A 22830-nucleotide genomic window follows, 5' to 3' on the forward strand; every position below is an offset into this window, starting at 1 on the left:
TGTTGCGTGCCAGCCGCCACAGCCACGTAAGGGCTTCAGGCGGTCAGAGCCGTCTGCATGCTGGCGAGCCGCGCGCGGACCGAGGTATCGAGCACTTCGTCGCCGACCGTCACGCGAACGCCGCCGATCAGCGACGAGTCCACCTGGACCGTCGGCTTCAGCTTGCGTTTGAATTTGCGTTCGAGACTTGCGACGAGGTCGTCCAGCTGCGCACCTTCGAGGGGGAATGCACTGACGATCAGCGCATCGGCCGCACCTTCGCGGGCGTTCTTCAACTCTTCGAACTGCGCGGCGATTTCCGGCAGAAGCGGCAGACGATGATTGTCGACCAGCATCTGAACCAGATTCTTCGCTTGCGCATTGTCCTTGAGCGGCGATTTCACCGCGGCGAGCAGCAGGTCGCTGATCTGTGCACGGCTGACTTTCGGGCTCGAGGCAATCGACAGCACTTCGGGCAGACGCGCAACCTGTGCCAGCTCCTGCACGAGCGTGGACCAGGCGGCGATGTCACCAGCTTCGGCCACGCCAAACAGCGCTTCTGCGTACGGACGGGCGATGGTTGCAAGTTCGGCCATGATCAGAGCTCGGCTTTGAGTTGATTCAGCAGGTCGGCGTGAGCCGCCTGGTCGACTTCGCGCTTCAGGATCTGTTCGGCACCCTTCACAGCAAGGGCAGCGACTTCGCCACGCAGCGTTTCACGCGCCTTGACGATCTGCTGGTCAGCGTCTGCCTTCGCCTGAGCGATGATGCGTGCCGCTTCAGCTTGCGCCTGTGCCTTGATTTCGTCGGCGACCGCGACTGCACGCTTTTCGGCGTCAGCGATGCGCTGCTGGCCTTCGTTACGTGCCGAGGAGAGTTCCTGGTCGACGCGCTTGTGCGCGGCTTCGAGTTCCGCTTTGCCCTTTTCAGCGGCCGAGAGACCGTCGGCGATCTTCTTTGCGCGCTCGTCGAGGGCGTTGATCAGCGGCGGCCACACGAACTTCATCGTGAACCACGCGAGGATCAGGAACACGACCATTTGCGCAAACAGGGTTGCGTTGAGATTCACGGTGTTTCCTTAAACGTTGCTTGATCGGAGGGGGAAACGGCAAGGCGCTCATCGATTCAGTCGATCAGCGCCTTAGTGCCCGTTCCGCTTTGCGCCCTTACCAGTTATAGGTCAGGCGCGCACTTCCGAGGAACCTCAGCCTGCCAGCTTCGACAGCAGCGGGTTCGCGAACGCAAACAGCATTGCCACACCAACGCCAATCAGGAACGCCGCGTCGATCAGACCAGCCAGCAGGAACATCTTGGTTTGCAGCGGGTTCATCAGTTCCGGCTGGCGAGCGCATGCTTCGATGTACTTGCCGCCCATCAGACCGATACCGATACAGGCGCCGATAGCACCCAGGCCGATGATGATGCCGATACCGATGGCGGTCAGACCCTGGATGTTGGCGATGAAAGCTTGCATGATCACTCCTTGTGAAAAGTCTTTTTGGAACTGGGATTTAAAAAACTACGATTCTTGAAACTCTGATTCTTTCTCTACGACGCCACGTTAGTGGGTGTCGTGTGCCTGGCCGATGTACACCAGCGTCAGCATCATGAAAATGAACGCTTGCAGCAGAACGATCAGGATGTGGAAGATTGCCCACACGCTGCCAGCGATCACGTGGCCGATGAAGCCAAGCACCGTCGTGTCCGCGCCGAAGCTCCAGATGCTGCCGAGCAGGGCAATCAGCAGGAACAGCAGTTCGCCCGCGTACATGTTGCCGAACAGCCGCATGCCGAGGGAAACCGTCTTCGCGACGAACTCGATGATGTTCAGTGCAAGGTTCGGGATCCACAGCAGCGGATGCGAGCCGAACGGAGCGGACAGCAGTTCGTGAACGAAACCGCCTGCGCCCTTGATCTTGAAGTTGTAGTAAATCATCAGCGCGAACACACCCAGCGCGATGCCGAGCGTGCCGTTGAGGTCGGCCGTCGGAACGATGCGGTGGTGCGGGATGACTTCGGACAGACCCAGCCAGCCGATCACGCGGCCCGGCAGGTCGACGGGGAGAAAGTCGAGCGAGTTCATCAGCGCGACCCAGACGAACACGGTCAGCGCGAGCGGCGCGATGAAGGTACGGTTGCCGTGGATCATCGACTTCGATTGATCCTCGACCATTTCGACCAGCATTTCGATCGCGCACTGGAAACGGCCCGGTACGCCCGGCGTTGCCTTACGCGCTGCGAGACGCAGGATCAGGATGGTGACGAGACCGCACACGATCGACCAGAAGAGCGTATCGAGATTCCAGACGTGGATGTCGAAAATCGACGTCTGATGAGCGGTGGAAAAATTCTGCAAGTGGTGCGCAATGTACTCGGACGGATCCAGAGCGCGCGTTCCTTCGCTAGCTGCCATATCGTTAATGCCACCCAAATTGTCGAAAATCTTTCCGGGCCGCTCCCGCCGCAATACTGTATTGCGGGAACACGCCAGCGCGGGTCTTTGTCGAACCCGCGCGCCTCGTTGCTGATGCCGCGTTATTCACGCCGGGCAACAGCCAGTGTCTCGCTTGCTTCAGCGCCAGGCGAGCGCGATCCAGTACGTCTTGAGAGCGATGAGGTACGTGACGAGTAGCGGAATCCACCGTACGTCGTGATACCAGAACGCGATGGCAATAAACATCGCGATCGTTGTCCCCATCTTGAGCGCTTCGCCGATCATCCAGCTCATCGCTGTCTGGGCGCCGCTCAATTTCTTAAGACGTGCCGCGAACAACGCGCTCGGCACCCAGCAAATCGCTCCTCCCAGGAAGGCTGACAGCGCAGCATCGCCCGGCGGCTTGTAGAACAGCCACCACAACAGCGTCGCACCCAGGGACAAAACCATTTGCGCAATCACGACCTTGAACGGTGTGACACGCGATGGACGACTCACGTTTGGACCGAAGAGCTTCTCGGCTTCAGCCCGCGTGAGCGGAACGATATTGTTATCTTGCTGCTCGGCATCCCACGCTTCGTCATGCATTGCGTGCTGACCATCGGTTGCTTGCGAACCACTGCCATTTTCGCGGTGTTCGTCGTGCCGTTGTTGCGGCGTTTGGTTCGACGCTTTGACCGCCATCGCAGTGTTCCGCAAAGTCCTGTTCAGCCCGCGAGCTTTCGCACCGCTTACGGGGTTGCCTAGCAAATAAATCCGGGCGATTGTAAGCGATAGTTGCAGGCAATTCAAGACTTTAGCCCGACCAATAACCCGCATGAAACGGTGCTTCACGATACGGGAAAACTCCGATTTTCACGGTGTCGGACTGCAAATGTAAGGCGGTCGCGGGAGAACGGGAAATGCGGGTCGAAGTGTGCTAAAGCAGCGGGTTTGGAAGTGTCATTTTGCCGCGTGCAGCAGTGTCAAAAATGCAACAGAAGCCAGCCGCCGATAGCGCCGCTGACCACCCAGAACGGGATCGAAAAGAGGTGGAATTGCGTCCACATGCCGCGCTGTCCTGAAAGCCTCATTGCAATCAGATTCGCGAGCGATCCGATCGCGAATCCGAAGCCACCGACGCTCACGCCGAATGCCAGCGCGCGCCAATCCTTCGAGAACTCGGCGAGCATGATGGCGGCCGGCACATTGCTGATGAACTGCGAAAGCACGGCGCCCGCTGCGTAGGCACGCAACGGCGTCGCGAGATGCAGTTGCCCGACTGCGTGATGCACCCAAGGCAACGCCGCGACGCTTCTCAATACGATGAACATGAACACGAAGATCAGCAGCAAAAGCCAGTCGATCTTCAGCACGATTTTCGGACGCCAGAAGATAAATCCGAGGCCGACGCCAATTAGTCCGATCCCTGCCCTATGCGCATCGGCGAGTAGTACGAATGCCGCAAACAATACGATGGCGACGCCAAGCAAGGGGCGATCGACGGGATGCGGCTCCGTGTCTTTCGACAGATCCAGTTCGGTGCGCTCGAAAGAAAACGTGGCCAACGCGTACAACATTGCCATCAACACGACGCACAGCGGCGCAAGCGCGAGCACGAATCCGCCAAACGACACGCCGCTCGTTTGCCAGAGAAACAGATTTTGCGGATTGCCTAAAGGCGTAAGAATCGAGCCCGCGTTTACCGCTATCGCAATAAAAATGACGAGCCGCTTGAGTGGCAACGGCGTCAGTTCATTTAGCGACAGCGCAAGCGGCACGACCACGAACAGCGCAACATCGTTGGTGAGCAAAGTCGACAGTGCAGCCGCAAGCGCAATCAACAGATAGGCTAGTGCACGCTGCGACCGTATGCGATGCACGACGCGGTGCGCAAGCCACATCAGGAATCCTGAATATTCGACAGCCTTCGTCAAAATCAGAAGTCCGGCCAGCGTCATCACCGTCTGCCAGTCGACCAGTCCCGGTAGCGTCGTCCAGGGACTCGGATGAAACACCTGCAGCACGATCAACGCAGCGACGAGCACCGTAAGGACGGGCTCCTTCGCTACATAGTGGATGATCGTGCGTAGCAGGTTGCGATGTGGTTTTAGCGCTTGCTCGGCAGCCGGCATTGGGGTTCTTTATGCAGCCGCCGTATTGCCACGTAAGCGAACGAGAATCCCTTCAAGTGCATCAAGGTCGCCGAAATCGACCAGCACCTGCCCTCGTCCACGACGCCCCAGCTTGATCTTCACCGTTGCAGCGAGCAGGTCCGACAGTTCTTCTTCGAGTCGGCGCGTATCGCGTCCGCCGTCGTTGTTCGCTTTCGCCTTCACGGCAGGCGCAGCCTTCGTCGTTGTCGTGACCAGCTTTTCGGTTTCACGCACCGACATGCGCCTGTTGATAACCTGGTTGGCGAGCGTGATCTGCGTGGCCGCGTCGACTGCGAGCAGCGCGCGCGCGTGACCCATATCGAGATCGCCGGCGAGCAGCATCGTTTGCACGGGCGAAGCCAGGTTCAGCAGGCGCAGCAGATTCGACACCGCGCTGCGCGAACGACCAACCGATTCGGCCGCCTGCTCGTGCGTGAAGTTGAACTCGTCGAGCAGCCGCTGGATACCTTGCGCCTCTTCCAGCGGATTCAGATCCTCACGCTGGATATTCTCGATGAGCGCCATCGCGGCGGCGGCCTGATCGGGAACGTCGCGGACCAGAACGGGCACCTCATCGAGGCCGGCCAGACGCGCCGCGCGAAAACGTCGCTCGCCAGCGATGATTTCGAACTTCTCCGGCGAAATGGGGCGCACCAGGATCGGCTGCATCAAACCCTGCGCACGGATGCTAGCGGCGAGTTCCTGCAGCGCGCCCTCGTCCATGCGCGTACGCGGCTGATACTTGCCCGCCTGCATCTTGTCGAGCGGCAACGTGTGCGTTGCGGTGTCGATCTTCACCGCTTCCGCGATGTCCGCGCTTCCGCCGAGCAGCGCTTCCAGCCCCCTGCCCAACCCTTTCTTCCGTGCTACTGCGTTCATCGTGGTTCCTCGATCCGCTTTGGATGATTGGCGTTGCGTCATAGCGCTCGCACCCGTTCGATCATTTCCGCACCGAACTGCACATAAGCCTGCGCACCGCGCGATGCGCTATCGAACACGACGCCCGGCAAGCCGTAACTCGGTGCTTCGGCGAGCCGCACGTTCCGTGGAATGACGACGTCGAACACCTTGTCGCCAAAGTGCTCTTTCAGTTGTTCCGAGACCTGCTGCTGCAACGTGATACGCGGATCGAACATCACACGCAACAGGCCGATCACCTTGAGGTCGCGGTTCAGGTTCGCGTGTACCTGCTTGATGGTGTTGACGAGATCCGACAGGCCCTCGAGCGCGAAGTATTCGCATTGCATCGGAATGACGACGCCGTGCGCCGCACACAGGCCATTCAGCGTCAGCAGCGACAGTGCGGGAGGACAGTCGATCAATACGAAGTCGTAGTCGTGCACGACTTGTGCGAGCGCTTCCTTGAGCTGGCGCTCGCGATTCTCCATGCTCACGAGCTCGACTTCGGCGCCCGCGAGCTCGCGGTTAGCCGGCAATACGTCATATGAAACAGCTTCCGGCTTTACGCGCGCGTCGGCCACCGACACACCGTCGACCAGCACTTCGTAAACCGTGTTCTCGCAAGCGGCCTTGTCGATGCCGCTGCCCATCGTGGCATTACCCTGGGGATCAAGATCGATGAGGAGGACCCGCTGTCCCTGCGATGCGAGGCTCGCGGCGAGATTGACCGCGGTCGTCGTTTTGCCGACTCCACCCTTCTGGTTCGCAACGCAGAAGATTTTTGCCATCTTTTAGGTGTCCCTTTGCAGCCTGTTTAATGAAATTTCAACGTGAAATTCAGCCTACCGTGACTTCGACCAGATGCCGTTCGGCGTCCAGCGCTGGCACTTTGAGACGAATCACCTGCTTCGCGTGTGCGCCCTCCGGCAAACGCTCGATCTCGCCATCTGGCCGCACGCCTTTCATCGCCCAGATCGCGCCGTTGTCCGCAACGAGGTGACGGGCCAGTGTAACGAAATCCGCGAGCTCTGCGAATGCGCGCGAGACGATCACATCGAATTTTCCTGACACTTCGACGCCCGGCCGCAGATTTTCGACGCGCCCCGTCACCACCGACAGATTTCCCAAGCCCAGTTCCGCCTTGGCCTGTGACTGGAATGCGGACTTCTTATGCACGATGTCGTTGACGGTGATCGACCAGTCGGGGAAGACGATTGCCAGCACGATGCCGGGCAGCCCGCCGCCCGAACCGACGTCCAGCGCTGTAGCCGGGCCCAGTGCGGCCAGATGCGGGATGATCGACAAAGAATCGAGGATGTGCTGAATCAGCATTTGGCGCGGATCGCGGATTGCCGTCAGGTTGTAGACGTTGTTCCACTTGGCGAGCAGCGCGACGTAGTCCAGCAGTTTGCCCTTTTGGTCCGCGCTCAGGTCGATGCCCAATTCGCGGACGCCCTCTTCCAGCAAATCAGCGAGCACCTCGCGCCCGGCCATCGTGTTGGAACGCGCCGTCATTGAGCCACCGGCGAATTGTCGGTGCCGCCAGCATTGGCGGGCTTCTGCGCACGCCGGCCAAGGCCGCGCTTCAGGTGAACCATGAGCAACGAGATTGCCGCCGGCGTGATGCCGGAGATACGCGACGCCTGACCGATCGTTTCCGGGCGGAATTGCGTCAACTTTTGACGTGCCTCGAACGACAAGCCTCGAACTTCTGCGTAATCAAGGTTCTCAGGGAGTCGCGTGTTCTCGTGCGCTTCGTTCCGCTCGATCTCACCCGCCTGGCGATCAATGTAGCCCTGATATTTGATGCCAATCTCGATCTGCTCCTTGATTTGCGCGAGTAGGACTTCATCGTCGGCCAACGCTTCAGCCGGACCACACGCGCCTTCGCGAAGCTCGCAAACGCCGTCGTACGAAACGCCCGGACGTCGCAGCAGATCGGCGAGACTGTATTCGTGATCGATCGGCTTGCCGAGCAATGCAGTCGCTTCCTCAGACGAAAGCGTCTTCGGATTGACCCACGTCGTGCGAAGTCGCTCTGTTTCACGTGAAACAGCGTCACGCTTGCGGCTGAATGCGTCCCAACGGACGTCATCTACAACGCCCAGTTCACGGCCAATCTCGGTCAGGCGCATGTCTGCGTTGTCTTCACGCAGGCTCAGGCGATATTCCGCGCGGCTCGTGAACATCCGATACGGCTCCGAGACGCCGCGCGTCACCAGATCATCCACCAGCACGCCAAGGTACGCCTGATCGCGGCGCGGACACCAAGCTTCCTTGCCTTGCACGTACAGGCCAGCATTAATACCGGCCAGCAGCCCTTGTGCCGCAGCCTCTTCGTAGCCCGTCGTCCCGTTGATCTGGCCGGCAAAGAACAAGCCGTTGATCACCTTCGTCTCAAGCGACGCCTTCAGCCCCCGCGGATCGAAGTAGTCGTACTCGATTGCATAGCCCGGACGCAGAATGTGCGCGTGCTCAAGGCCTACCATCGAGCGGACCAGCTCAAGCTGGACGTCAAATGGCAGGCTCGTGGAGATTCCGTTCGGGTAGAACTCGTTCGTGGTCAGCCCTTCCGGCTCGAGGAATATCTGATGCGACTCTTTCGACGCAAACCGATGAATCTTGTCCTCGATCGACGGGCAGTAGCGCGGGCCAACACCCTCAATAACACCCGTGTACATCGGTGAACGATCCAGCCCGCTGCGGATGATGTCGTGGGTCTGCGAATTGGTGTGCGTGACCCAGCAAGGCACCTGGCGCGGGTGCTGTTCTACGCGTCCGAGGAACGAGAAGACCGGGATCGGATCGAGATCGCCCGGCTGCTCTTCCAGCTTCGAAAAGTCGATCGTACGGCCGTCGATACGCGGCGGCGTACCCGTCTTCAGCCGGCCCTGCGGCAGCTTCAGCTCCTTCAGTCGCGCCGACAACGACACCGCCGCCGGATCGCCTGCCCGACCGCCCGTGTAGTTATTGAGACCGACGTGGATCTTGCCATCGAGGAATGTGCCCGCCGTCAAAACCACGGCCCGCGAGCGGAAACGGACGCCAACCTGAGTCACGGCGCCCACAACGCGGTCTCCTTCGACCATCAGATCGTCGACTGACTGTTGGAAAAGCCAAAGATTCGGCTGGTTTTCGAGACGATGCCGGATCGCAGCCTTGTACAGAATACGATCAGCCTGTGCACGGGTCGCCCGAACAGCCGGGCCTTTCGACGAATTGAGAATGCGGAATTGAATGCCGCCCTCGTCGGTTGCAGCCGCCATCGCGCCGCCTAGCGCGTCAACTTCCTTAACCAGATGGCCCTTGCCAATGCCGCCGATCGACGGATTGCAGCTCATCTGGCCGAGGGTTTCAATGTTATGGGTCAACAAGAGAGTCTTGTTGCCCATGCGCGCGGACGCCAACGCGGCTTCCGTGCCGGCATGACCGCCGCCAACGACGATTACGTCAAACTCTGTGGGATAAAGCATCGCGGATCTCACGCGGGACCCGGCGTGAGCCTAAAAAGAAAGTATGGGCGAAATTATAGCGGGTTCGCTTTTGTCCCGAATTCCGTCCGATCGGCATAGGACAAAAAAAACGGTGTGTTTCACGTGAAACACACCGCTCGTTTGACAGCGAATCCGCCGAAAATTCCTTTAGCTACGCGACTTTCTTCGTCAGACCCAGATAAGTTTCGATCACACGTGGGTTCTGCGCCAGCGCAATTGCCTCCCCTTCCAAAGCAAGCTCCCCCGTTTCAAGAACGTAGCCGTAGTCGGAGATCTGCAAAGCCGCGCGCGCGTTCTGCTCGATCAGTAGCGTCGCCACCCCCGTCTGGCGCAGCGCGCTAATGATATGAAAAATCTCCTTCACGATTAGTGGCGCCAAACCGAGACTCGGCTCATCCAGCATCAAGAGATCCGGCTTGCCCATCAGCGCGCGGCCGACTGCCAGCATTTGCCGTTCGCCGCCTGATAGCGTCCCCGCGGCCTGCTTCCGCCGTTCCTTCAATCGCGGGAAAAGCTGGAAGACGGGTTCCAACTGATCCAGATAATTCCGATCGCCGGCACGCTTGCGTCGATACGCGCCCAAGATCAGGTTGTCCTCGACCGTCATCGACGCGAACAGCTCCCGTTTTTCTGGCACGAGACACATGCCGCGCGCAACGCGCTTTTCGACCGGAACGTGGCTCACGTCCTCGTCGCGATACATGACTGCGCCTTTTGCATGGCCCGTTACTGGCAACGCGCCCATGATCGCATTGAGCAGCGTCGACTTACCTGCACCGTTCGGACCGATCACAGAAACGATCTGACCGGGACGAACGGCGATTTTGGCGCCGTGCAATGCCTCGACCTTCCCATAGCGCACGGAAAGGCTGTTGACTTCAAGAATCGGCGACGCCGTTGTCTGATTCACCATCATTCCACCCCGCCCAGATAGGCTTCCAGCACGGCCGGATCGTTTTGCACATCCTGCGGCAAGCCTTCCGCAATTCGCGTCCCAAACTCCATCACCACCAGCCGATCGGTGAGGTTCATCACGAAGTCCATGTCGTGCTCGACCAGCAGCACGCTCATACCCTCCTCCCGAAGCTTGCGGAGCAATGTCGCGAGCTGCTGCTTTTCCTGATAACGCAGGCCCGCTGCCGGTTCATCCAGTAGCAACAGCGTCGGATCGCAGCACAGAGCCCGCGCAATCTCCAGAATCCGCTGCTTGCCGAGTGCGAGACTGCCCGCTTCGTCGTACATATGCTCTTCGAGGCCCACGCGACGGATCTGGCGCGCAGCCTCCGCCATCAGACGCGCTTCTTCCACCGCATTCAGGCGCGCCACGCTGCGCCAGACGCCCGCATGTCCACGCAGGTGCGCACCGATCGCGACGTTCTCCAGCACGGTCATGCCCGGCAGCAGCTTGACGTGCTGGAACGTGCGCCCAATTCCGCGTTTAACAATTTCACGTGAATTGAGCGCATCGATCCGCTCGCCCTGGAAAGTGATTGCACCGCTAGTCGGTTGCAGGACGCCCGTGACGAGATTGAACGTCGTCGACTTGCCGGCACCGTTCGGACCGATCAGCCCGATGATCTGCCCTGCTTTCACCTCGAAACTCACATCGTTCACGGCGACCAGACCGCCAAACTGCTTGCGCGCCTTGTCGACGACGAGCAATGATTCACCAGCCGTCGGCTTGCTGCGCTGCGGCAACCCATCGGCATGATCCGGAACGTGAGCACGCGGACCGCGCGGAAAGATTCGCGCGACGAACGGCCACACGCCCTGGCGCGCGTACTGCAGCAGCAGCACCATCAGAATGCCGAAGACGATGATCTCGAAGTTGCCGTTCTCGCCGAGCAGTTTCGGCAGCAGCGTTTGTAGATAGTCCTGCAGGATCGTCAGAATCGCCGCGCCGAGCACCGCACCCCACACGTGCGCGACGCCGCCCACTACGGCCATGAACAGAAACTCGATGCCGTGATTCAACCCGAATGGCGTCGGGTTCACTGCGCGCTGCAAATGTGCGTATAGAAAGCCCGAGATCGACGCCAGAACCGCCGCGTAGACGAAGATGACCACACGCATCCACGCGGTGTTCACGCCCATTGCTTCGGCCATCAGGCCGCCACCGCGCAGCGCACGAATCGCGCGGCCCGGCCGGCTATTAAGCAGATTCTGAACAGACACCACCGCAAGCAGCACGACGACCCAGATCAGGTAGTAGATGTGGCGGCCCGATTCGAGGTTGATGCCGAACACATTCAGCACGGGAATGCCGTTGATGCCATCGTACTTGCCCAGCATTTCCATGTTGCCGAACAGGAAGAACAGCGCGAGACCCCACGCGATCGTCCCGAGCGGCAGGAAGTGGCCCGACAGTCGCATCGTGACAGCGCCCAGCAGCAACGCGATCAAAGCCGTCAGCACGACGCCAACGATCAACGCAAGCCACGGCGACACGCCGAACTGCGTCGTCAGATACGCCGTCGCATAGGCACCAACGCCGACGAACGCCGCCTGCCCGAAGCTCGTCATCCCACCGATACCCGTCAGCAGCACCAGCCCGATCGCGACGATCGAATACAGCCCGATGTAGTTCAGCAGCGTCACCCAGTACTCGGGCACGCGAATCGGCTGCGGCAGCACCGGCAGCGCGAACATGACGATAAGAAACAGCCAGAAGAACCTGTTTTGCATGATGCGTTTCATCGCGTCACTCCTCCTCTTCTTCCGCGTGCGGGCTGGCGAAACTCCGCCAGAGCAGCACCGGAATAATCAGCGTGAACACGATCACTTCCTTATATGAACTGGCCCAGAAGGACGAATACGACTCCAGCAGGCCGACGAGAATTGAACCCGCGGCCGCCAGCGGATAACTGACCAGCCCGCCGATAATCGCCCCGACAAAGCCCTTCAGACCGATCAGGAAGCCCGAGTCGTAGTAGATCGTGGTCAGCGGCGCGACAAGAATGCCGCACAGCACACCGAGCCCCGCGGCCAGCGTGAACGCAAGGCGTCCCGCCTGCGTCGTGCCGATGCCGACGAGCCGCGCGCCCAGCCGGTTCACCGACGTCGCACGCAGCGCCTTGCCGGAAATCGAGCGATCGAAATACACGTACAGCACGCCGATCATCACCACGGCCACGCCGATCACCCACAAGCTCTGTCCCGAGATCGACATGCTGCCGATGTTGAACGTGGAATCGGTGAAGGCGTTGGTACGCGATCCTTCCGCACCGAACATCACGAGCCCGAGGCCGACCATCGCAAAGTGCACGGCGACGGAGACGATCAGCAGCAACAGCGTCGTCCCCTCCGCTACCGGCTCGTACGCGAGGCGATACACGAACGGCCCCATCGGCACCACGATCAGCAGTGTCAGCGCGATTTGCGCGAGCATCGGCAGCGGCTGCATGAATACGCCGCGCGTGACGGCATACACGGCAATCGGGAACAGCAGGTACTTGCCGACCAGCATCACCAGCGTGCGCGCGCCGTGACGCCGCCGCTCCGCATGCCGCACCATGCCGATCACCTCGACGACGAAGCACGCCAGCCCCATCGCCATCAGCAGCCAGCATGTCGCTGGAAACTTCTGCGTCTGCAATGCGGCGAGCGTCAGCGCGCCATACGAAACGAACTCCCCTTGCGGGATGAAAATGGCGCGCGTCACAGAGAACACCAGCACCAACGCGAGCGCGAGCAATGCGTAGATCGCGCCCGTCGTGATGCCGTCCTGCGCGAGGATCGCCGCAATTGATAGATCCATACTTCCTCGTCCTGGAACGTCGAAATCGAAACTAAGAAACAATGAGAGTTTGCTAAACGACTACCAGCCGCCAAGCAAAGCCGATACACATAAGACAACTGCCGCGCCTGAGACACGGCGCGGCAGAGCTTGCCATTGTTATCGATCAGAAAATAGCTGCGTGGCTTAAGAGCATTCGCATATGCTCGCCACCACGCTCTGCGCGAGAGGCGCGTACCGTCTTAATCGTTCTGGAGTTTCCACTTGCCATCGGAGATCTCGACGATCACGCGTGCGCGTTTGTCGAGACCATTATGGTCAGTGGCAGTCGTGTTCATGATGCCGTGCGAGAGTGGCAAGTCCTTGACGTTCTCGAGTGCTTCACGCAACGCAACGCGGAAAGCTTCCGTACCCGGCTGGCCCTTCTTCAGCGCCTCGGGAATGGCACGCTGGAGCATCTGGCCTGCATCCCATGCATGACCGCCGAACGTCGCCACCGTGCCGACGCCATAGGCCTTCTCGTACGCGTTCTTGTACGCGAGCGACGACTTCTTCACCGGGTTCGAATCCGGCAGTTGATCGGCGACGAGAATCGGGCCTGCAGGCAGCAATTCCCCTTCGCAGTCCTTGCCGCACACGCGCAGGAAGTCGTTGTTCGCGACGCCGTGCGTCTGATAGATCTTGCCCTTGTAGCCGCGCTCCTTGAGCGCCTTCGCAGGCAGCGCGGAAGGCGTGCCCGCGCCGGCAATCAGCACGGCATCCGGGTTTGCTGCGGCAATCTTCAGCACCTGCCCCGTCACCGATGCATCCGTGCGGGCATAGCGCTCGTTCACCACGAGCTTCAGATGATGCGCTTCGGCCGCCTTGCTGAACACGTTGTACCAGCCCTCGCCATACGCATCCGCGAAGCCGATGAACGCCACCGTCTTCACGCCGTGCTTCTCCATGTACTCGGCGATCGCATCGGCCATCAGGCTGTCGTTCTGCGGCGTCTTGAAGGCCCATGAACGCTTCGCGTCCATCGGCCCGATGATGGCCGCCGATGCCGCGAGCGAAATCATCGGCGTCTTGCCTTCGGAAACCGGATCGAGCATTGCGAGCGAATTCGGCGTGACCGTCGAACCGATGATCGCATCGACGTGATCTTCGTCGATCAGCTTGCGTGTGTTCTGCACGGCGCGGCTCGTATCGGATGCGTCGTCGAGCACGATGTATTGCACGCTCTTGCCGGCAATCTCCTTGGGCAGCAGCGCAATCGTGTTTTTCTCAGGGATGCCGAGCGAGGCGGCCGGACCCGTCGTGGACAGCGTGACCCCAATCTTCACCTGCGCCATCGCCGCACTCGCACCGCAAACGAGCGCCATCGCGATCGCGGTACGGACCCACTGCTTTGTCGTTTTCATTGCTTGTCTCCAAACGCTTTAAATGCGTGTCGTAATCCAGTTCGAGAACCGGGTAACTGAATCTAGTTATCGGGTATAAGCCTGCCAAGCATGGTTTTCCCTGCTCGTTGCAATTGCGTCAAACGTGAAACGCAGGCTTTACCGCTTTAGTTTTCTCCCCTCTTCAATGCCCGCTTTCTTTATTCAGACATCTCGCGTGCAATAAAAAAGACGCGTCAACTGCACGCGTCTTTTTTGTTAATTCGAGTTCGTTAATTCGCCTCGCTTAATCGGAAGCAAGCTTCCATTTGCCATCGACGATCTGCACCATCACGCGCGCCCGCTGATCGAGGCCCGCGTGATCGTTCGCGCTCATGTTGAAGATGCCGTGCGAACCGGGCAGATCCTTCGTGTCTTCGAGCGCTGCGCGCAGTGCTTCGCGGAATTGCGGCGTGCCGGGCGCGCCCTTCTTCAATGCGATGGGAATGGCGTGTTGCAGAAGCAGACCAGCGTCCCACGCGTGACCGCCGAAGGTCGAGATCGAACCCGTGCCGTTGGCGCCCTCATACGCGCGCTTATAGGCGAGCGATGCCTTCTTCACAGGGTTCGAATCGGGCAGTTGATCGGCGACGAGCAGCGGACCAGCGGGCAGATACGTGCCTTCGCAATCCTTCCCGCACACGCGCAGGAAGTCGTTATTTGCGACGCCGTGCGTCTGGTAGTACTTGCCCTTGTAACCGCGTTCACGCAGCGTCTTTTCCGGCAATGCGGCCGGCGTGCCCGCACCGGCGATCAGCACGGCATCCGGGTTCTGCGACATCATCTTGAGGACCTGGCCTGTCACCGACGCATCGTTGCGTGCGAAACGTTCATTCGCGACGATCTTGATCTTCTTCAGATCAGCGGCCTTGGTGAATTCCTTGAACCAGCTCTCGCCGTACGCGTCCGAGAAGCCGATGAAGGCCACCGACTTCACGCCATGATTCGACATGTGCTGCGCAATTGCCGTGGCCATCAGAATGTCGTTCTGCGGCGTCTTGAAGACCCACGAGCGCTTCGGATCCATCGGCTCGACGATCGAGGCCGCTGCGGCCATCGAGATCATCGGCGTTTGCGTTTCATTGGCGATGTCGATCATCGCGAGCGAATTCGGCACGACGGTCGAGCCGATCAAGGCGTCGACGTGATCTTCACTGGTGAGCTTGCGTGCGTTCTTGACGGCTTGCGTGGAATCCGTCGCGTCGTCGAGCACGATGTAGTCGATCTTCTGGCCCGCGATTTCCTTCGGCAGGAGCGCGCTGGTGTTCTTCTCCGGAATGCCGAGCGAGGCGGCTGGCCCCGTTGCCGACACCGTCATGCCGATTTTCACGTCCGCGCATGCCGCGCCGCTATAGGTTGCGCACACGCCTGCTGCGACGAGTGCCGCGCTGATCCACCGCAATGCCGACTTCATTCCGCTCCTCTACGCCCCGATGTTCGAATTGATTCGAATGTTGTTCCAAAGGCCGACCCGATGGTCGGCGAATGGCGAGTGTAGCGGACGCATAGCGCACGCGGCAAGCGCTTTGAAGGCTTTGAATCTTTGGGGAAAAATGCCGAACGCGGCGGGCAGGAAACAGCCAGATTTACAACGCGGCGCGACGCGCGAACGCGTGCTGGGAAAGATGAAATTCAGAGCGGAAAAAGTAAAAAGCGCTGTTGGATTCCGTCCAACAGCGCTTTTGTATGGGCACTTATGCGCCTCATGTCTCCTCGTTCTCCACCTGCAAAATTCGGTGCATCAGAACTGTGTGAAGATTAAACGGGGTCCGCTTCACGAGCAACTAGCATTTACCCTAGTGGTGCAGTGCCGCACAAAATTGGGGCGCATTCTTGTAGTTTTGCTCCATATTCGCGTCAATTAGCAGCAGCACACGGTTATTTCGGATGGCCAATCAAATTGGCAGCCCGCCGCTCAGGCTCGCAGTGGTTTGACCCTCTGCACGATCTCTCCGACGATCCCACGCCGGAACGCCAGCACGCACGCGATGAAAATCAGCCCCGTGACGATCGTCGCCGATTCACCGAGCGAGCGGAACCACTCCACGCCCGTCACGGAAGCGAGCCCGCTGCCGATATCGCCGAGCCGGTCTTCGAGCGAGACGATCAGCGCGGCGCCGACCAGCGGCCCGAACAGCGTGCCCATGCCGCCTACCAGCGTCATCAGCACGACGAGGCCGGACATAGTCCAGTAGGCATCGCCGAGTGTTTCGAAGCCCAGCACGACCACCTTGAGCGCACCCGCCAGCCCTGCAAGACCCGCCGACAAAATAAACGCCAGCAGCTTGAAGCGGTTCGTATCATAACCGAGCGAGATCGCGCGGGGCTCGTTCTCCTTGATCGCGATCAGCACCTGCCCGAACGGCGAATGCACGATGCGTACGATCAGCAGGAACGCAAGCACCATCACGGCAAGCACGACAAAGTAGAGCGTCAGATCCGACGAGAGACTCAGCGAGCCGAACAGCTTGCCGCGCGGCACGCCTTGCAGACCATCTTCGCCATGCGTGAACGGTGCCTGCAGAAACACGAAGTAGACCATCTGCGCGAGCGCCAGCGTCACCATCGCGAAGTAGATGCCCTGTCTGCGAATCGCGAACAGTCCGACGACCAAACCCAGCACCGTGGCCGCCGCCACGCCAGCAATCACGCCCAGTTCGGGCGACAGTCCGAGCGTCTGGATCGCGTAACCGCATATGTAGCCGGCCATCGCGAGAAACATCGCATGACCGAAAGACAGCAGACCCGTATAACCGATCAACAGATTGAATGCGGCCGCGAACAGCGCAAAGCACAGCACCTTCATCACGAACACAGGGTACGCGCCGACAAACGGCGCGATGATCAGCCCGATCAGCAGCAGAACGTAGAGCGCTTTTCTCTGCATCATTTTTCCTTGCCGAAAAGACCCGCCGGACGCACGAGCAACACGAGCGCCATGATCACGAAGACCACGGTCGCCGACGCCTCCGGATAGAACACGCGCGTGAACCCTTCGATCACACCGAGCAGCAGGCCCGTGAGAATCGAGCCCATGATCGAACCCATCCCGCCGATCACGACAACGGCAAACACGGTGATGATCATCGGCTGGCCCATCAGCGGCGAGACCTGAATCACGGGCGCGGCTAGTACGCCTGCAAATGCGGCCAATGCGACGCCGAAACCATACGTGAGCGTGACCATCATCGGCACGTTCACGCCGAATGCTTCGACCAGCTTCGGGTTCTCCGTGCCCGCGCGCAGATACGCGCCAAGCCGCGTTTTCTCGATCACGAACCACGTCGCGAAACACACGGCCAGCGACGCGACCACGACCCATGCGCGATAGTTCGGCAGGAACATGAAGCCGAGATTGGTTGCGCCCGAAAGCGCGGACGGCACGTCATACGGCTGGCCCGACGAACCGTAGATCGAATGGAACACGCCTTCGACGACGAGCGTCAGACCAAAGGTGAGCAGCAGACCATACAGGTGATCGAGCTTGTACAGCCAGCGCAGCATCGATCGTTCGATCACGATGCCGAACAGGCCGACGAGCACGGGCGCAAGCACCAGCATCACCCAGTACGGCAGATTGAAATACGACAGCCCCATCCACGTGAGCATCGCGCCCAGCATGAACAACGCGCCGTGCGCGAAGTTGATCACGTTGAGCAGACCGAAGATCACAGCCAGCCCCAGACTCAGGATCGCGTAGAACGAACCGTTCACGAGACCGAGCAGCAACTGGCTGAGCATCGCCGGTAGCGGAATGCCAAAGATATCCATTGAATCCGCCGTCAGAATAATGTCGACGCTGTTCGCTCACGACACATAACGGGCGGCACCAACGCCGCCCGTCAGTCCCATTTGCAAACCGCTTACTTCCACAGCGCGCAGCGCGATTCCGCCTTGGTGCCGAATGCCTGATCGCCCGGAATCGTTGCCGTGATCTTGTAGTAATCCCACGGCTCTTTCGATTCCGACGGCTTCTTCACTTCCATCAGGTACATGTCGTGGATCATGCTGCCGTCCTGACGGATGTAGCCCTTCGCGTAGAAATCGTCGATCTTCGCCTGATGAAGTTGCGCCATCACCTTGTCGCTGTCGGTCGTGCCCGCCGCTTGCACAGCCTTCAGATACGTCGTGACGGCCGAATAGTCCGCTGCCTGCAGACTGGTCGGCATCTTCTTCATCTTGTCGAAGTAACGCTGCGCCCACTTGCGGGTATTGGCGTCCTTGTTCCAGTACCAGCTGTCGGTAGCGACAAGGCCTTGCGTCGTCTCGAGTCCAAGGCTGTGGATGTCCGTCAGGAAGATCAGCAGCGCAGCGATCTTCATCGACTTCGTGATGCCGAATTCCTTGGCGGCCTTGATCGCGTTGATCGTGTCGCCGCCCGCATTCGCGAGACCGAGCACCTGTGCCTTCGATCCTTGCGCCTGCAACAGGAACGACGAGAAGTCAGATGCCGACAGCGGGTGACGTACCTGGCCGAGCACCTGGCCGCCATTCGCCTTGACCACGTCAGAGGTGTTCTTTTCGAGCGCCTTGCCGAACGCGTAGTCAGCCGTCAGGAAGTACCACGTCTTGCCGCCCTGCTTCGTCACGGCCGAACCCGTACCTTTGGCGAGCGCCATCGTGTCGTACGCGTAGTGCACCGTGTACGGCGTGCATTGCTCGTTGGTGAGGTTATCCGCACCCGCGCCAATGTTGATGTACGGAACCTTCTTTTCGCCCGCGACCTGATTGGTCGACAGCGCAGTGGCCGAATTCGTGCCGCCGATGATCACATTGACGCCATCGCGGTCGATCCATTCACGCGCGCGCGAAGCCGCAATATCCGCCTTGTTCTGGTGGTCGGCATAGACCAGTTCGACCGGCTTGCCATTCACCTTGCCGCCAAAATCGGCAATCGCCATGCGGATTGCCTCGAGGCCGCCCTGGCCGTCGATATCCGCATACAGACCGGACAGATCAGTGATATAGCCAATCTTGACGGTCTGGCCATCCGCCGCCTGCGCACTGCCCGCAGCGAACATCGCGCCGGCAGCCGCGAAGCAGACGGCTGACAATCTGGCGAAAGTCTTCAGTTTCATGCGTGTCTCCTGTTTTCATGCTTGTGGTTATCAGAGGCATCTGGGTGTGTCGTGCGTCGCTGTTCCCATGACGACCCCGCTGGTCGGGATGCGTCCACCCCACTTAGACGCCGAGCAGATCGTGCAGCACCGGCATTTTGCTTTCGAGTTCCTTTGCACCGAAGTGCTCGACGATGCGCCCGTGCTCCATCACATAGAAACGATCGGCGAGCGGCGCGGCAAAGCGGAAGTTCTGTTCGACCATGACGATCGTGTAGCCGCGTGCTTTCAGGGTGACGATCATGCGCGCGAGCGCCTGCACGATCACGGGCGCAAGGCCTTCGGAGATTTCATCGAGCAGCAGCAGGTTTGCACCTGTGCGGAGAATGCGCGCGACGGCCAGCATCTGTTGCTCGCCGCCCGACAGGCGCGTGCCCTGGCTCATGCGCCGTTCCTGGAGATTGGGAAACATCTGGTAGATCTCGTCGATCGACATCATCAACGACTTGTCGCCGACGGGCGGCGGCAGCAGCAGATTTTCCTCGCAGGAGAGGCTCGAAAAGATACCCCGCTCTTCCGGGCAATAACCGACGCCGCAGTGCGCGATTCGATGCGTCGGCATCGAAATGGTCTCGCGACCACCGACGCGGATCGATCCCGTGCGCCGGCCCGTCAGGCCCATGATTGCGCGCAGCGTCGTGGTGCGGCCCGCACCATTGCGGCCGAGCAGCGTGACGACTTCGCCGCGGCTCACCGTGAGATCGACGCCATGCAGAATGTGCGATTCGCCGTACCACGCCTGCAGCCCGGCGATTTCCAGCGCCGGATCGCCGCTCACCACACTGACTGCCGCGTTTTCCTGTTCGCTCACTGTGCTCATGCATGCGCTCCGGCAAGCGCTGCGTCCGCACTGCCCATATAGGCTTGCATGACGAGCGGATTCTTCGAGACTTCCGCGTACGTGCCTTCGGCGAGCACCTCGCCGCGTTGCAGGACGGTAATCGTGTCGGAGATGCCGGCAATCACATTCATGTTGTGTTCGACCATCAGGATCGTGCGACCCGCCGATACTTTCTTGATCAGCGCAGTCACGCGGTCGACGTCTTCGTGACCCATGCCTTGCGTCGGTTCGTCGAGCAGCATAAGTTCGGGTTCCATGCCGAGCGTCGTCGCGATTTCGAGCGCGCGCTTGCGGCCATATGAAAGCTCGACGGCGGGGACATCGGCGAAATCGGTGAGGCCGACTTGCGTGAGCAGATCGATTGCGCGGTCATCGAGCTGACGCAACGTGCGCTCGCTGCGCCAGAAATGAAACGCCGTGCCGAGCTGACGCTGCAAACCGATACGCACGTTCTGCAATGCCGTCAGATGCGGAAATACAGCGGAAATCTGGAATGAGCGAATGATGCCGCGACGCGCGATCTGCGCGGGACGTTCACCCGTGATGTCGATGCCGTTAAAGACGATCTGACCCGCAGTGGGCACGAGAAACTTGGTGAGCAGATTGAAGCAGGTGGTCTTGCCCGCGCCGTTCGGCCCGATGAGCGCATGGATCGAACCGCGCTTCACGCGCAGGTTCACGCCATTGACTGCGGTAAAACCCTTGAACTCACGAGTGAGCCCGCGCGTTTCGAGTATCGTATCGCCGAGAATCATGTTCCCTTCCATGCGAAGTAAGGCGAAGCACTACCGCGTTTTATTCCGCGCTGGTTCGGCGCGACTGTTATTGGCGATGAAACCCCCGAGCCAATCGTGGCGTGGTGCACCAATGCGGACGGTAATCCATGCCGCACCACGCAGCATGGATGCCATTGTCGCGCCAATGATGCAGCGCAATCATTGGGATTTGCACTTAGTGTTTAATGCGACCTTTAACGCTGGAAACGTTAAACGTTGCGCGTCATGCAACCGACATTGGTGACACAGACTGTGTCTCGATCTTGAGATTTTCTTTTTTCGCACGACGGTCAGCGCGAATCATGTCGCTCGCGCGTTCCGCGATCATCAGCGTCGGCGAGTTCGTGTTGCCCGATGTGATGTTGGGCATCACAGAGGCATCGACAACACGCAGCCCTTCCACACCGATCACGCGCAAGCGGCTGTCGACCACAGCCTGGGGATCATCCGCCATACCCATGCGGCACGTACCGACGGGATGGAAGATAGTCGTGCCAACCTGCCCCGCCGCGATCTGCAATTCTTCCTCGGTCTGAAACTGGATGCCCGGCAAAATCTCCTCCGGACGATACTGTTTCAACGCAGGCGCCGCCGCAATGCGGCGCGTGAGACGCAACGCATTCGCCGCCACGTGACGGTCATAATCGGTCGACAAATAATTCGGCGCAATCAGCGGCGCTGCGTGCGGGTTGCGCGATTCGATATGCACGCTGCCGCGCGAGGTCGGACGCAAATGACAGACGGATGCCGTGAACGCATTGAAGCGATGCAGCGGCTCACCGAATTTCTCGAGCGAAAGCGGCTGCACGTGATACTCGAGATCGGGACGCGTCAGCGCGCTGTCGTTCACATCGGACTTCGCGAATGCACCGAGCTGCGATGGCGACATCGACATCGGTCCACTCTGTGTCAACAGATATTGCAGGCCGATCATCATCTTGCCCCACCAATGCGCCGAGGCCGTGTTCAACGTGCGTACGCCGTGCACTTTATACGCCATGCGCAGCTGCAGATGGTCCTGCAGATTTTCGCCGACGCCGCGCAGATCCTTCACGACTTCAATGCCGACATCCTGCAAACGCGCGCCATTACCGATGCCCGACAGTTCCAGCAATTGCGGAGAATTCACCGCGCCCGAACTCATGATGACTTCGATGCGTGCCTTCGCAATGTACTCGACATCGCCGCCGCGATATTCGACACCGACGCAGCGTTTGCCTTCAAACACGACGCGCTGCGTGTGCGCGCCCGTGATGACTGTGAGATTCGGACGCTGCATGGCAGGCCGTAAAAATGCCTTCGACGCATTCCAGCGAATGCCACGCTTCTGGTTCACATCGAAATAGCCGACACCTGTGTTGTCGCCGCGATTGAAATCGTCGGTGGCGGGAATGCCGGCTTCCTGTGCGGCTTCGGAGAATTTCTCCAGGATCTTCCATTTGAGGCGCTGCTTTTCGACGCGCCATTGACCGCCCGCACCATGAAACTCATTCGCGCCATTGTGATGATCTTCGCTGCGTTTGAAGACAGGCAGCACGGAATCCCACGACCATGATGAATCGTTCGTCACGCGCGCCCACTCGTCGTAGTCTTCGCGTTGGCCGCGCATATAGATCATGCCGTTGATCGACGAGCAGCCGCCCAGCACGCGGCCACGCGGATACGATAGCGAGCGTCCGTTGAGCCCTGCTTCTGCCTGCGTTTTATAGAGCCAATCCGTGCGCGGATTGCCGATGCAATAGAGGTAGCCGACGGGCACGTGAATCCAGTGGTAATCGTCCTTGCCGCCTGCTTCGAGCAGCAGCACGCTGACGTCGGAATCTTCAGTCAGGCGATTCGCCAGCACGCAACCCGCCGTGCCCGCACCAATGATGATGTAGTCGAATTCACCTTCGAGTTTTCTTGCGGTCGTGCTCACCCTTGTCTCCTTCGCATGGCCATGCGTGCATCGCGCATTGGGCGTTTGTGTCGCTGCTTTTATTTGCTTATCGACACGG

The 22830-nt window shown here is 59.8% G+C and carries 21 protein-coding genes; all 21 read right to left on the bottom strand.

All coding sequences use genetic code 11. The features are described from left to right. Positions 1-35: 35 nt before the first annotated feature. The 21 genes from G3O01_RS30330 to G3O01_RS30430 all read right to left on the bottom strand — a co-directional run bounded on the left by G3O01_RS30330 (position 36) and on the right by G3O01_RS30430 (position 22751). Positions 36-575 carry a F0F1 ATP synthase subunit delta gene (locus tag G3O01_RS30330; protein ID WP_205810333.1) on the bottom strand — a complete coding sequence of 180 codons (540 nt, stop codon included), beginning with the start codon at positions 573-575 and terminating at the stop codon, positions 36-38. 2 nt (positions 576-577) lie between these two features. Then, positions 578-1048 carry a F0F1 ATP synthase subunit B gene (locus tag G3O01_RS30335; protein ID WP_109476756.1) on the bottom strand — a complete coding sequence of 157 codons (471 nt, stop codon included), beginning with the start codon at positions 1046-1048 and terminating at the stop codon, positions 578-580. A 135-nt stretch (positions 1049-1183) separates the two neighbouring features. Then, the gene (gene atpE / locus G3O01_RS30340; RefSeq protein ID WP_007180033.1) at positions 1184-1453 is read right to left on the bottom strand and encodes a F0F1 ATP synthase subunit C; all 270 of its coding nucleotides are present in this window, start codon (positions 1451-1453) and stop codon (positions 1184-1186) included. Between the two features lie 87 nt (positions 1454-1540). Further along, positions 1541-2392 (bottom strand): F0F1 ATP synthase subunit A, encoded by an 852-nt coding sequence (atpB, locus tag G3O01_RS30345; RefSeq protein ID WP_205810336.1) that lies wholly within the window; start codon positions 2390-2392, stop codon positions 1541-1543. A 159-nt stretch (positions 2393-2551) separates the two neighbouring features. Continuing rightward, positions 2552-3097, bottom strand: a complete 546-nt coding sequence (locus tag G3O01_RS30350) for an ATP synthase subunit I (RefSeq protein ID WP_205810338.1) — start codon at positions 3095-3097, stop codon at positions 2552-2554. 281 nt (positions 3098-3378) lie between these two features. Next, positions 3379-4527: an SLC13 family permease gene (locus G3O01_RS30355; RefSeq protein ID WP_205810340.1), complete on the bottom strand. Its 1149-nt coding sequence runs from the start codon at positions 4525-4527 to the stop codon at positions 3379-3381. 9 nt (positions 4528-4536) lie between these two features. Beyond that, entirely contained in the window at positions 4537-5427 is an 891-nt protein-coding gene (locus G3O01_RS30360) for a ParB/RepB/Spo0J family partition protein (RefSeq protein ID WP_205810343.1), read from the bottom strand. Positions 5428-5465: 38 nt separating this feature from the next. Beyond that, positions 5466-6236 carry a ParA family protein gene (locus G3O01_RS30365; protein WP_205810345.1) on the bottom strand — a complete coding sequence of 257 codons (771 nt, stop codon included), beginning with the start codon at positions 6234-6236 and terminating at the stop codon, positions 5466-5468. A 49-nt stretch (positions 6237-6285) separates the two neighbouring features. Further along, positions 6286-6963, bottom strand: a complete 678-nt coding sequence (gene rsmG / locus G3O01_RS30370; RefSeq protein WP_205810347.1) for a 16S rRNA (guanine(527)-N(7))-methyltransferase RsmG — start codon at positions 6961-6963, stop codon at positions 6286-6288. Continuing rightward, positions 6960-8921: a tRNA uridine-5-carboxymethylaminomethyl(34) synthesis enzyme MnmG gene (mnmG, locus tag G3O01_RS30375; protein ID WP_205810356.1), complete on the bottom strand. Its 1962-nt coding sequence runs from the start codon at positions 8919-8921 to the stop codon at positions 6960-6962. Before mnmG ends, rsmG begins: the two co-directional genes overlap by 4 nt. Before the next feature lie 172 nt (positions 8922-9093). Then, a complete protein-coding gene (locus G3O01_RS30380) occupies positions 9094-9855 on the bottom strand; it encodes an ABC transporter ATP-binding protein (RefSeq protein ID WP_205810592.1) in 762 nt (253 codons plus the stop codon). Continuing rightward, positions 9855-11639 carry a branched-chain amino acid ABC transporter ATP-binding protein/permease gene (locus G3O01_RS30385; RefSeq protein ID WP_205810358.1) on the bottom strand — a complete coding sequence of 595 codons (1785 nt, stop codon included), beginning with the start codon at positions 11637-11639 and terminating at the stop codon, positions 9855-9857. The genes G3O01_RS30380 and G3O01_RS30385 overlap by 1 nt, the downstream gene beginning before the upstream one ends. A 4-nt stretch (positions 11640-11643) precedes the next feature. Continuing rightward, positions 11644-12699: a branched-chain amino acid ABC transporter permease gene (locus G3O01_RS30390; RefSeq protein WP_205810360.1), complete on the bottom strand. Its 1056-nt coding sequence runs from the start codon at positions 12697-12699 to the stop codon at positions 11644-11646. Between the two features lie 221 nt (positions 12700-12920). Next, the gene (locus G3O01_RS30395) at positions 12921-14081 is read right to left on the bottom strand and encodes an ABC transporter substrate-binding protein (RefSeq protein ID WP_205810362.1); all 1161 of its coding nucleotides are present in this window, start codon (positions 14079-14081) and stop codon (positions 12921-12923) included. A 265-nt stretch (positions 14082-14346) separates the two neighbouring features. Further along, a complete protein-coding gene (locus tag G3O01_RS30400) occupies positions 14347-15513 on the bottom strand; it encodes an ABC transporter substrate-binding protein (protein WP_205810364.1) in 1167 nt (388 codons plus the stop codon). A gap of 501 nt (positions 15514-16014) precedes the next feature. Then, positions 16015-16986, bottom strand: a complete 972-nt coding sequence (locus tag G3O01_RS30405) for a branched-chain amino acid ABC transporter permease (protein WP_205810594.1) — start codon at positions 16984-16986, stop codon at positions 16015-16017. Further along, positions 16986-17870, bottom strand: a complete 885-nt coding sequence (locus G3O01_RS30410) for a branched-chain amino acid ABC transporter permease (protein WP_205810365.1) — start codon at positions 17868-17870, stop codon at positions 16986-16988. Before G3O01_RS30410 ends, G3O01_RS30405 begins: the two co-directional genes overlap by 1 nt. Before the next feature lie 92 nt (positions 17871-17962). Further along, complete coding sequence (locus G3O01_RS30415) at positions 17963-19177, bottom strand: ABC transporter substrate-binding protein (protein WP_205810367.1); 1215 nt, start codon at positions 19175-19177, stop codon at positions 17963-17965. Between the two features lie 103 nt (positions 19178-19280). Continuing rightward, the gene (locus tag G3O01_RS30420; protein ID WP_205810368.1) at positions 19281-20036 is read right to left on the bottom strand and encodes an ABC transporter ATP-binding protein; all 756 of its coding nucleotides are present in this window, start codon (positions 20034-20036) and stop codon (positions 19281-19283) included. After that, entirely contained in the window at positions 20033-20812 is a 780-nt protein-coding gene (locus G3O01_RS30425) for an ABC transporter ATP-binding protein (protein ID WP_205810370.1), read from the bottom strand. The genes G3O01_RS30420 and G3O01_RS30425 overlap by 4 nt, the downstream gene beginning before the upstream one ends. Before the next feature lie 244 nt (positions 20813-21056). Continuing rightward, entirely contained in the window at positions 21057-22751 is a 1695-nt protein-coding gene (locus G3O01_RS30430) for a choline dehydrogenase (protein ID WP_205810384.1), read from the bottom strand. Positions 22752-22830: the final 79 nt, after the last annotated feature.

Source organism: Burkholderia sp. Ac-20365 (assembly GCF_017104715.1).
Classification (GTDB): Bacteria; Pseudomonadota; Gammaproteobacteria; order Burkholderiales; family Burkholderiaceae; genus Paraburkholderia.

What these genes read in the sequence shown, in the direction of transcription:
- G3O01_RS30330 (WP_205810333.1), bottom strand. Translation starts at nt 575, where the DNA reads ATGGCCGAACTTGCAACCATCGCCCGTCCGTACGCAGAAGCGCTGTTT.
- atpE (WP_007180033.1), bottom strand. Translation starts at nt 1,453, where the DNA reads ATGCAAGCTTTCATCGCCAACATCCAGGGTCTGACCGCCATCGGTATC.
- atpB (WP_205810336.1), bottom strand. Translation starts at nt 2,392, where the DNA reads ATGGCAGCTAGCGAAGGAACGCGCGCTCTGGATCCGTCCGAGTACATT.
- G3O01_RS30350 (WP_205810338.1), bottom strand. Translation starts at nt 3,097, where the DNA reads ATGGCGGTCAAAGCGTCGAACCAAACGCCGCAACAACGGCACGACGAA.
- G3O01_RS30355 (WP_205810340.1), bottom strand. Translation starts at nt 4,527, where the DNA reads ATGCCGGCTGCCGAGCAAGCGCTAAAACCACATCGCAACCTGCTACGC.
- G3O01_RS30360 (WP_205810343.1), bottom strand. Translation starts at nt 5,427, where the DNA reads ATGAACGCAGTAGCACGGAAGAAAGGGTTGGGCAGGGGGCTGGAAGCG.
- G3O01_RS30365 (WP_205810345.1), bottom strand. Translation starts at nt 6,236, where the DNA reads ATGGCAAAAATCTTCTGCGTTGCGAACCAGAAGGGTGGAGTCGGCAAA.
- rsmG (WP_205810347.1), bottom strand. Translation starts at nt 6,963, where the DNA reads ATGACGGCGCGTTCCAACACGATGGCCGGGCGCGAGGTGCTCGCTGAT.
- mnmG (WP_205810356.1), bottom strand. Translation starts at nt 8,921, where the DNA reads ATGCTTTATCCCACAGAGTTTGACGTAATCGTCGTTGGCGGCGGTCAT.
- G3O01_RS30380 (WP_205810592.1), bottom strand. Translation starts at nt 9,855, where the DNA reads ATGGTGAATCAGACAACGGCGTCGCCGATTCTTGAAGTCAACAGCCTT.
- G3O01_RS30385 (WP_205810358.1), bottom strand. Translation starts at nt 11,639, where the DNA reads ATGAAACGCATCATGCAAAACAGGTTCTTCTGGCTGTTTCTTATCGTC.
- G3O01_RS30390 (WP_205810360.1), bottom strand. Translation starts at nt 12,699, where the DNA reads ATGGATCTATCAATTGCGGCGATCCTCGCGCAGGACGGCATCACGACG.
- G3O01_RS30395 (WP_205810362.1), bottom strand. Translation starts at nt 14,081, where the DNA reads ATGAAAACGACAAAGCAGTGGGTCCGTACCGCGATCGCGATGGCGCTC.
- G3O01_RS30400 (WP_205810364.1), bottom strand. Translation starts at nt 15,513, where the DNA reads ATGAAGTCGGCATTGCGGTGGATCAGCGCGGCACTCGTCGCAGCAGGC.
- G3O01_RS30405 (WP_205810594.1), bottom strand. Translation starts at nt 16,986, where the DNA reads ATGCAGAGAAAAGCGCTCTACGTTCTGCTGCTGATCGGGCTGATCATC.
- G3O01_RS30410 (WP_205810365.1), bottom strand. Translation starts at nt 17,870, where the DNA reads ATGGATATCTTTGGCATTCCGCTACCGGCGATGCTCAGCCAGTTGCTG.
- G3O01_RS30415 (WP_205810367.1), bottom strand. Translation starts at nt 19,177, where the DNA reads ATGAAACTGAAGACTTTCGCCAGATTGTCAGCCGTCTGCTTCGCGGCT.
- G3O01_RS30420 (WP_205810368.1), bottom strand. Translation starts at nt 20,036, where the DNA reads ATGAGCACAGTGAGCGAACAGGAAAACGCGGCAGTCAGTGTGGTGAGC.
- G3O01_RS30425 (WP_205810370.1), bottom strand. Translation starts at nt 20,812, where the DNA reads ATGATTCTCGGCGATACGATACTCGAAACGCGCGGGCTCACTCGTGAG.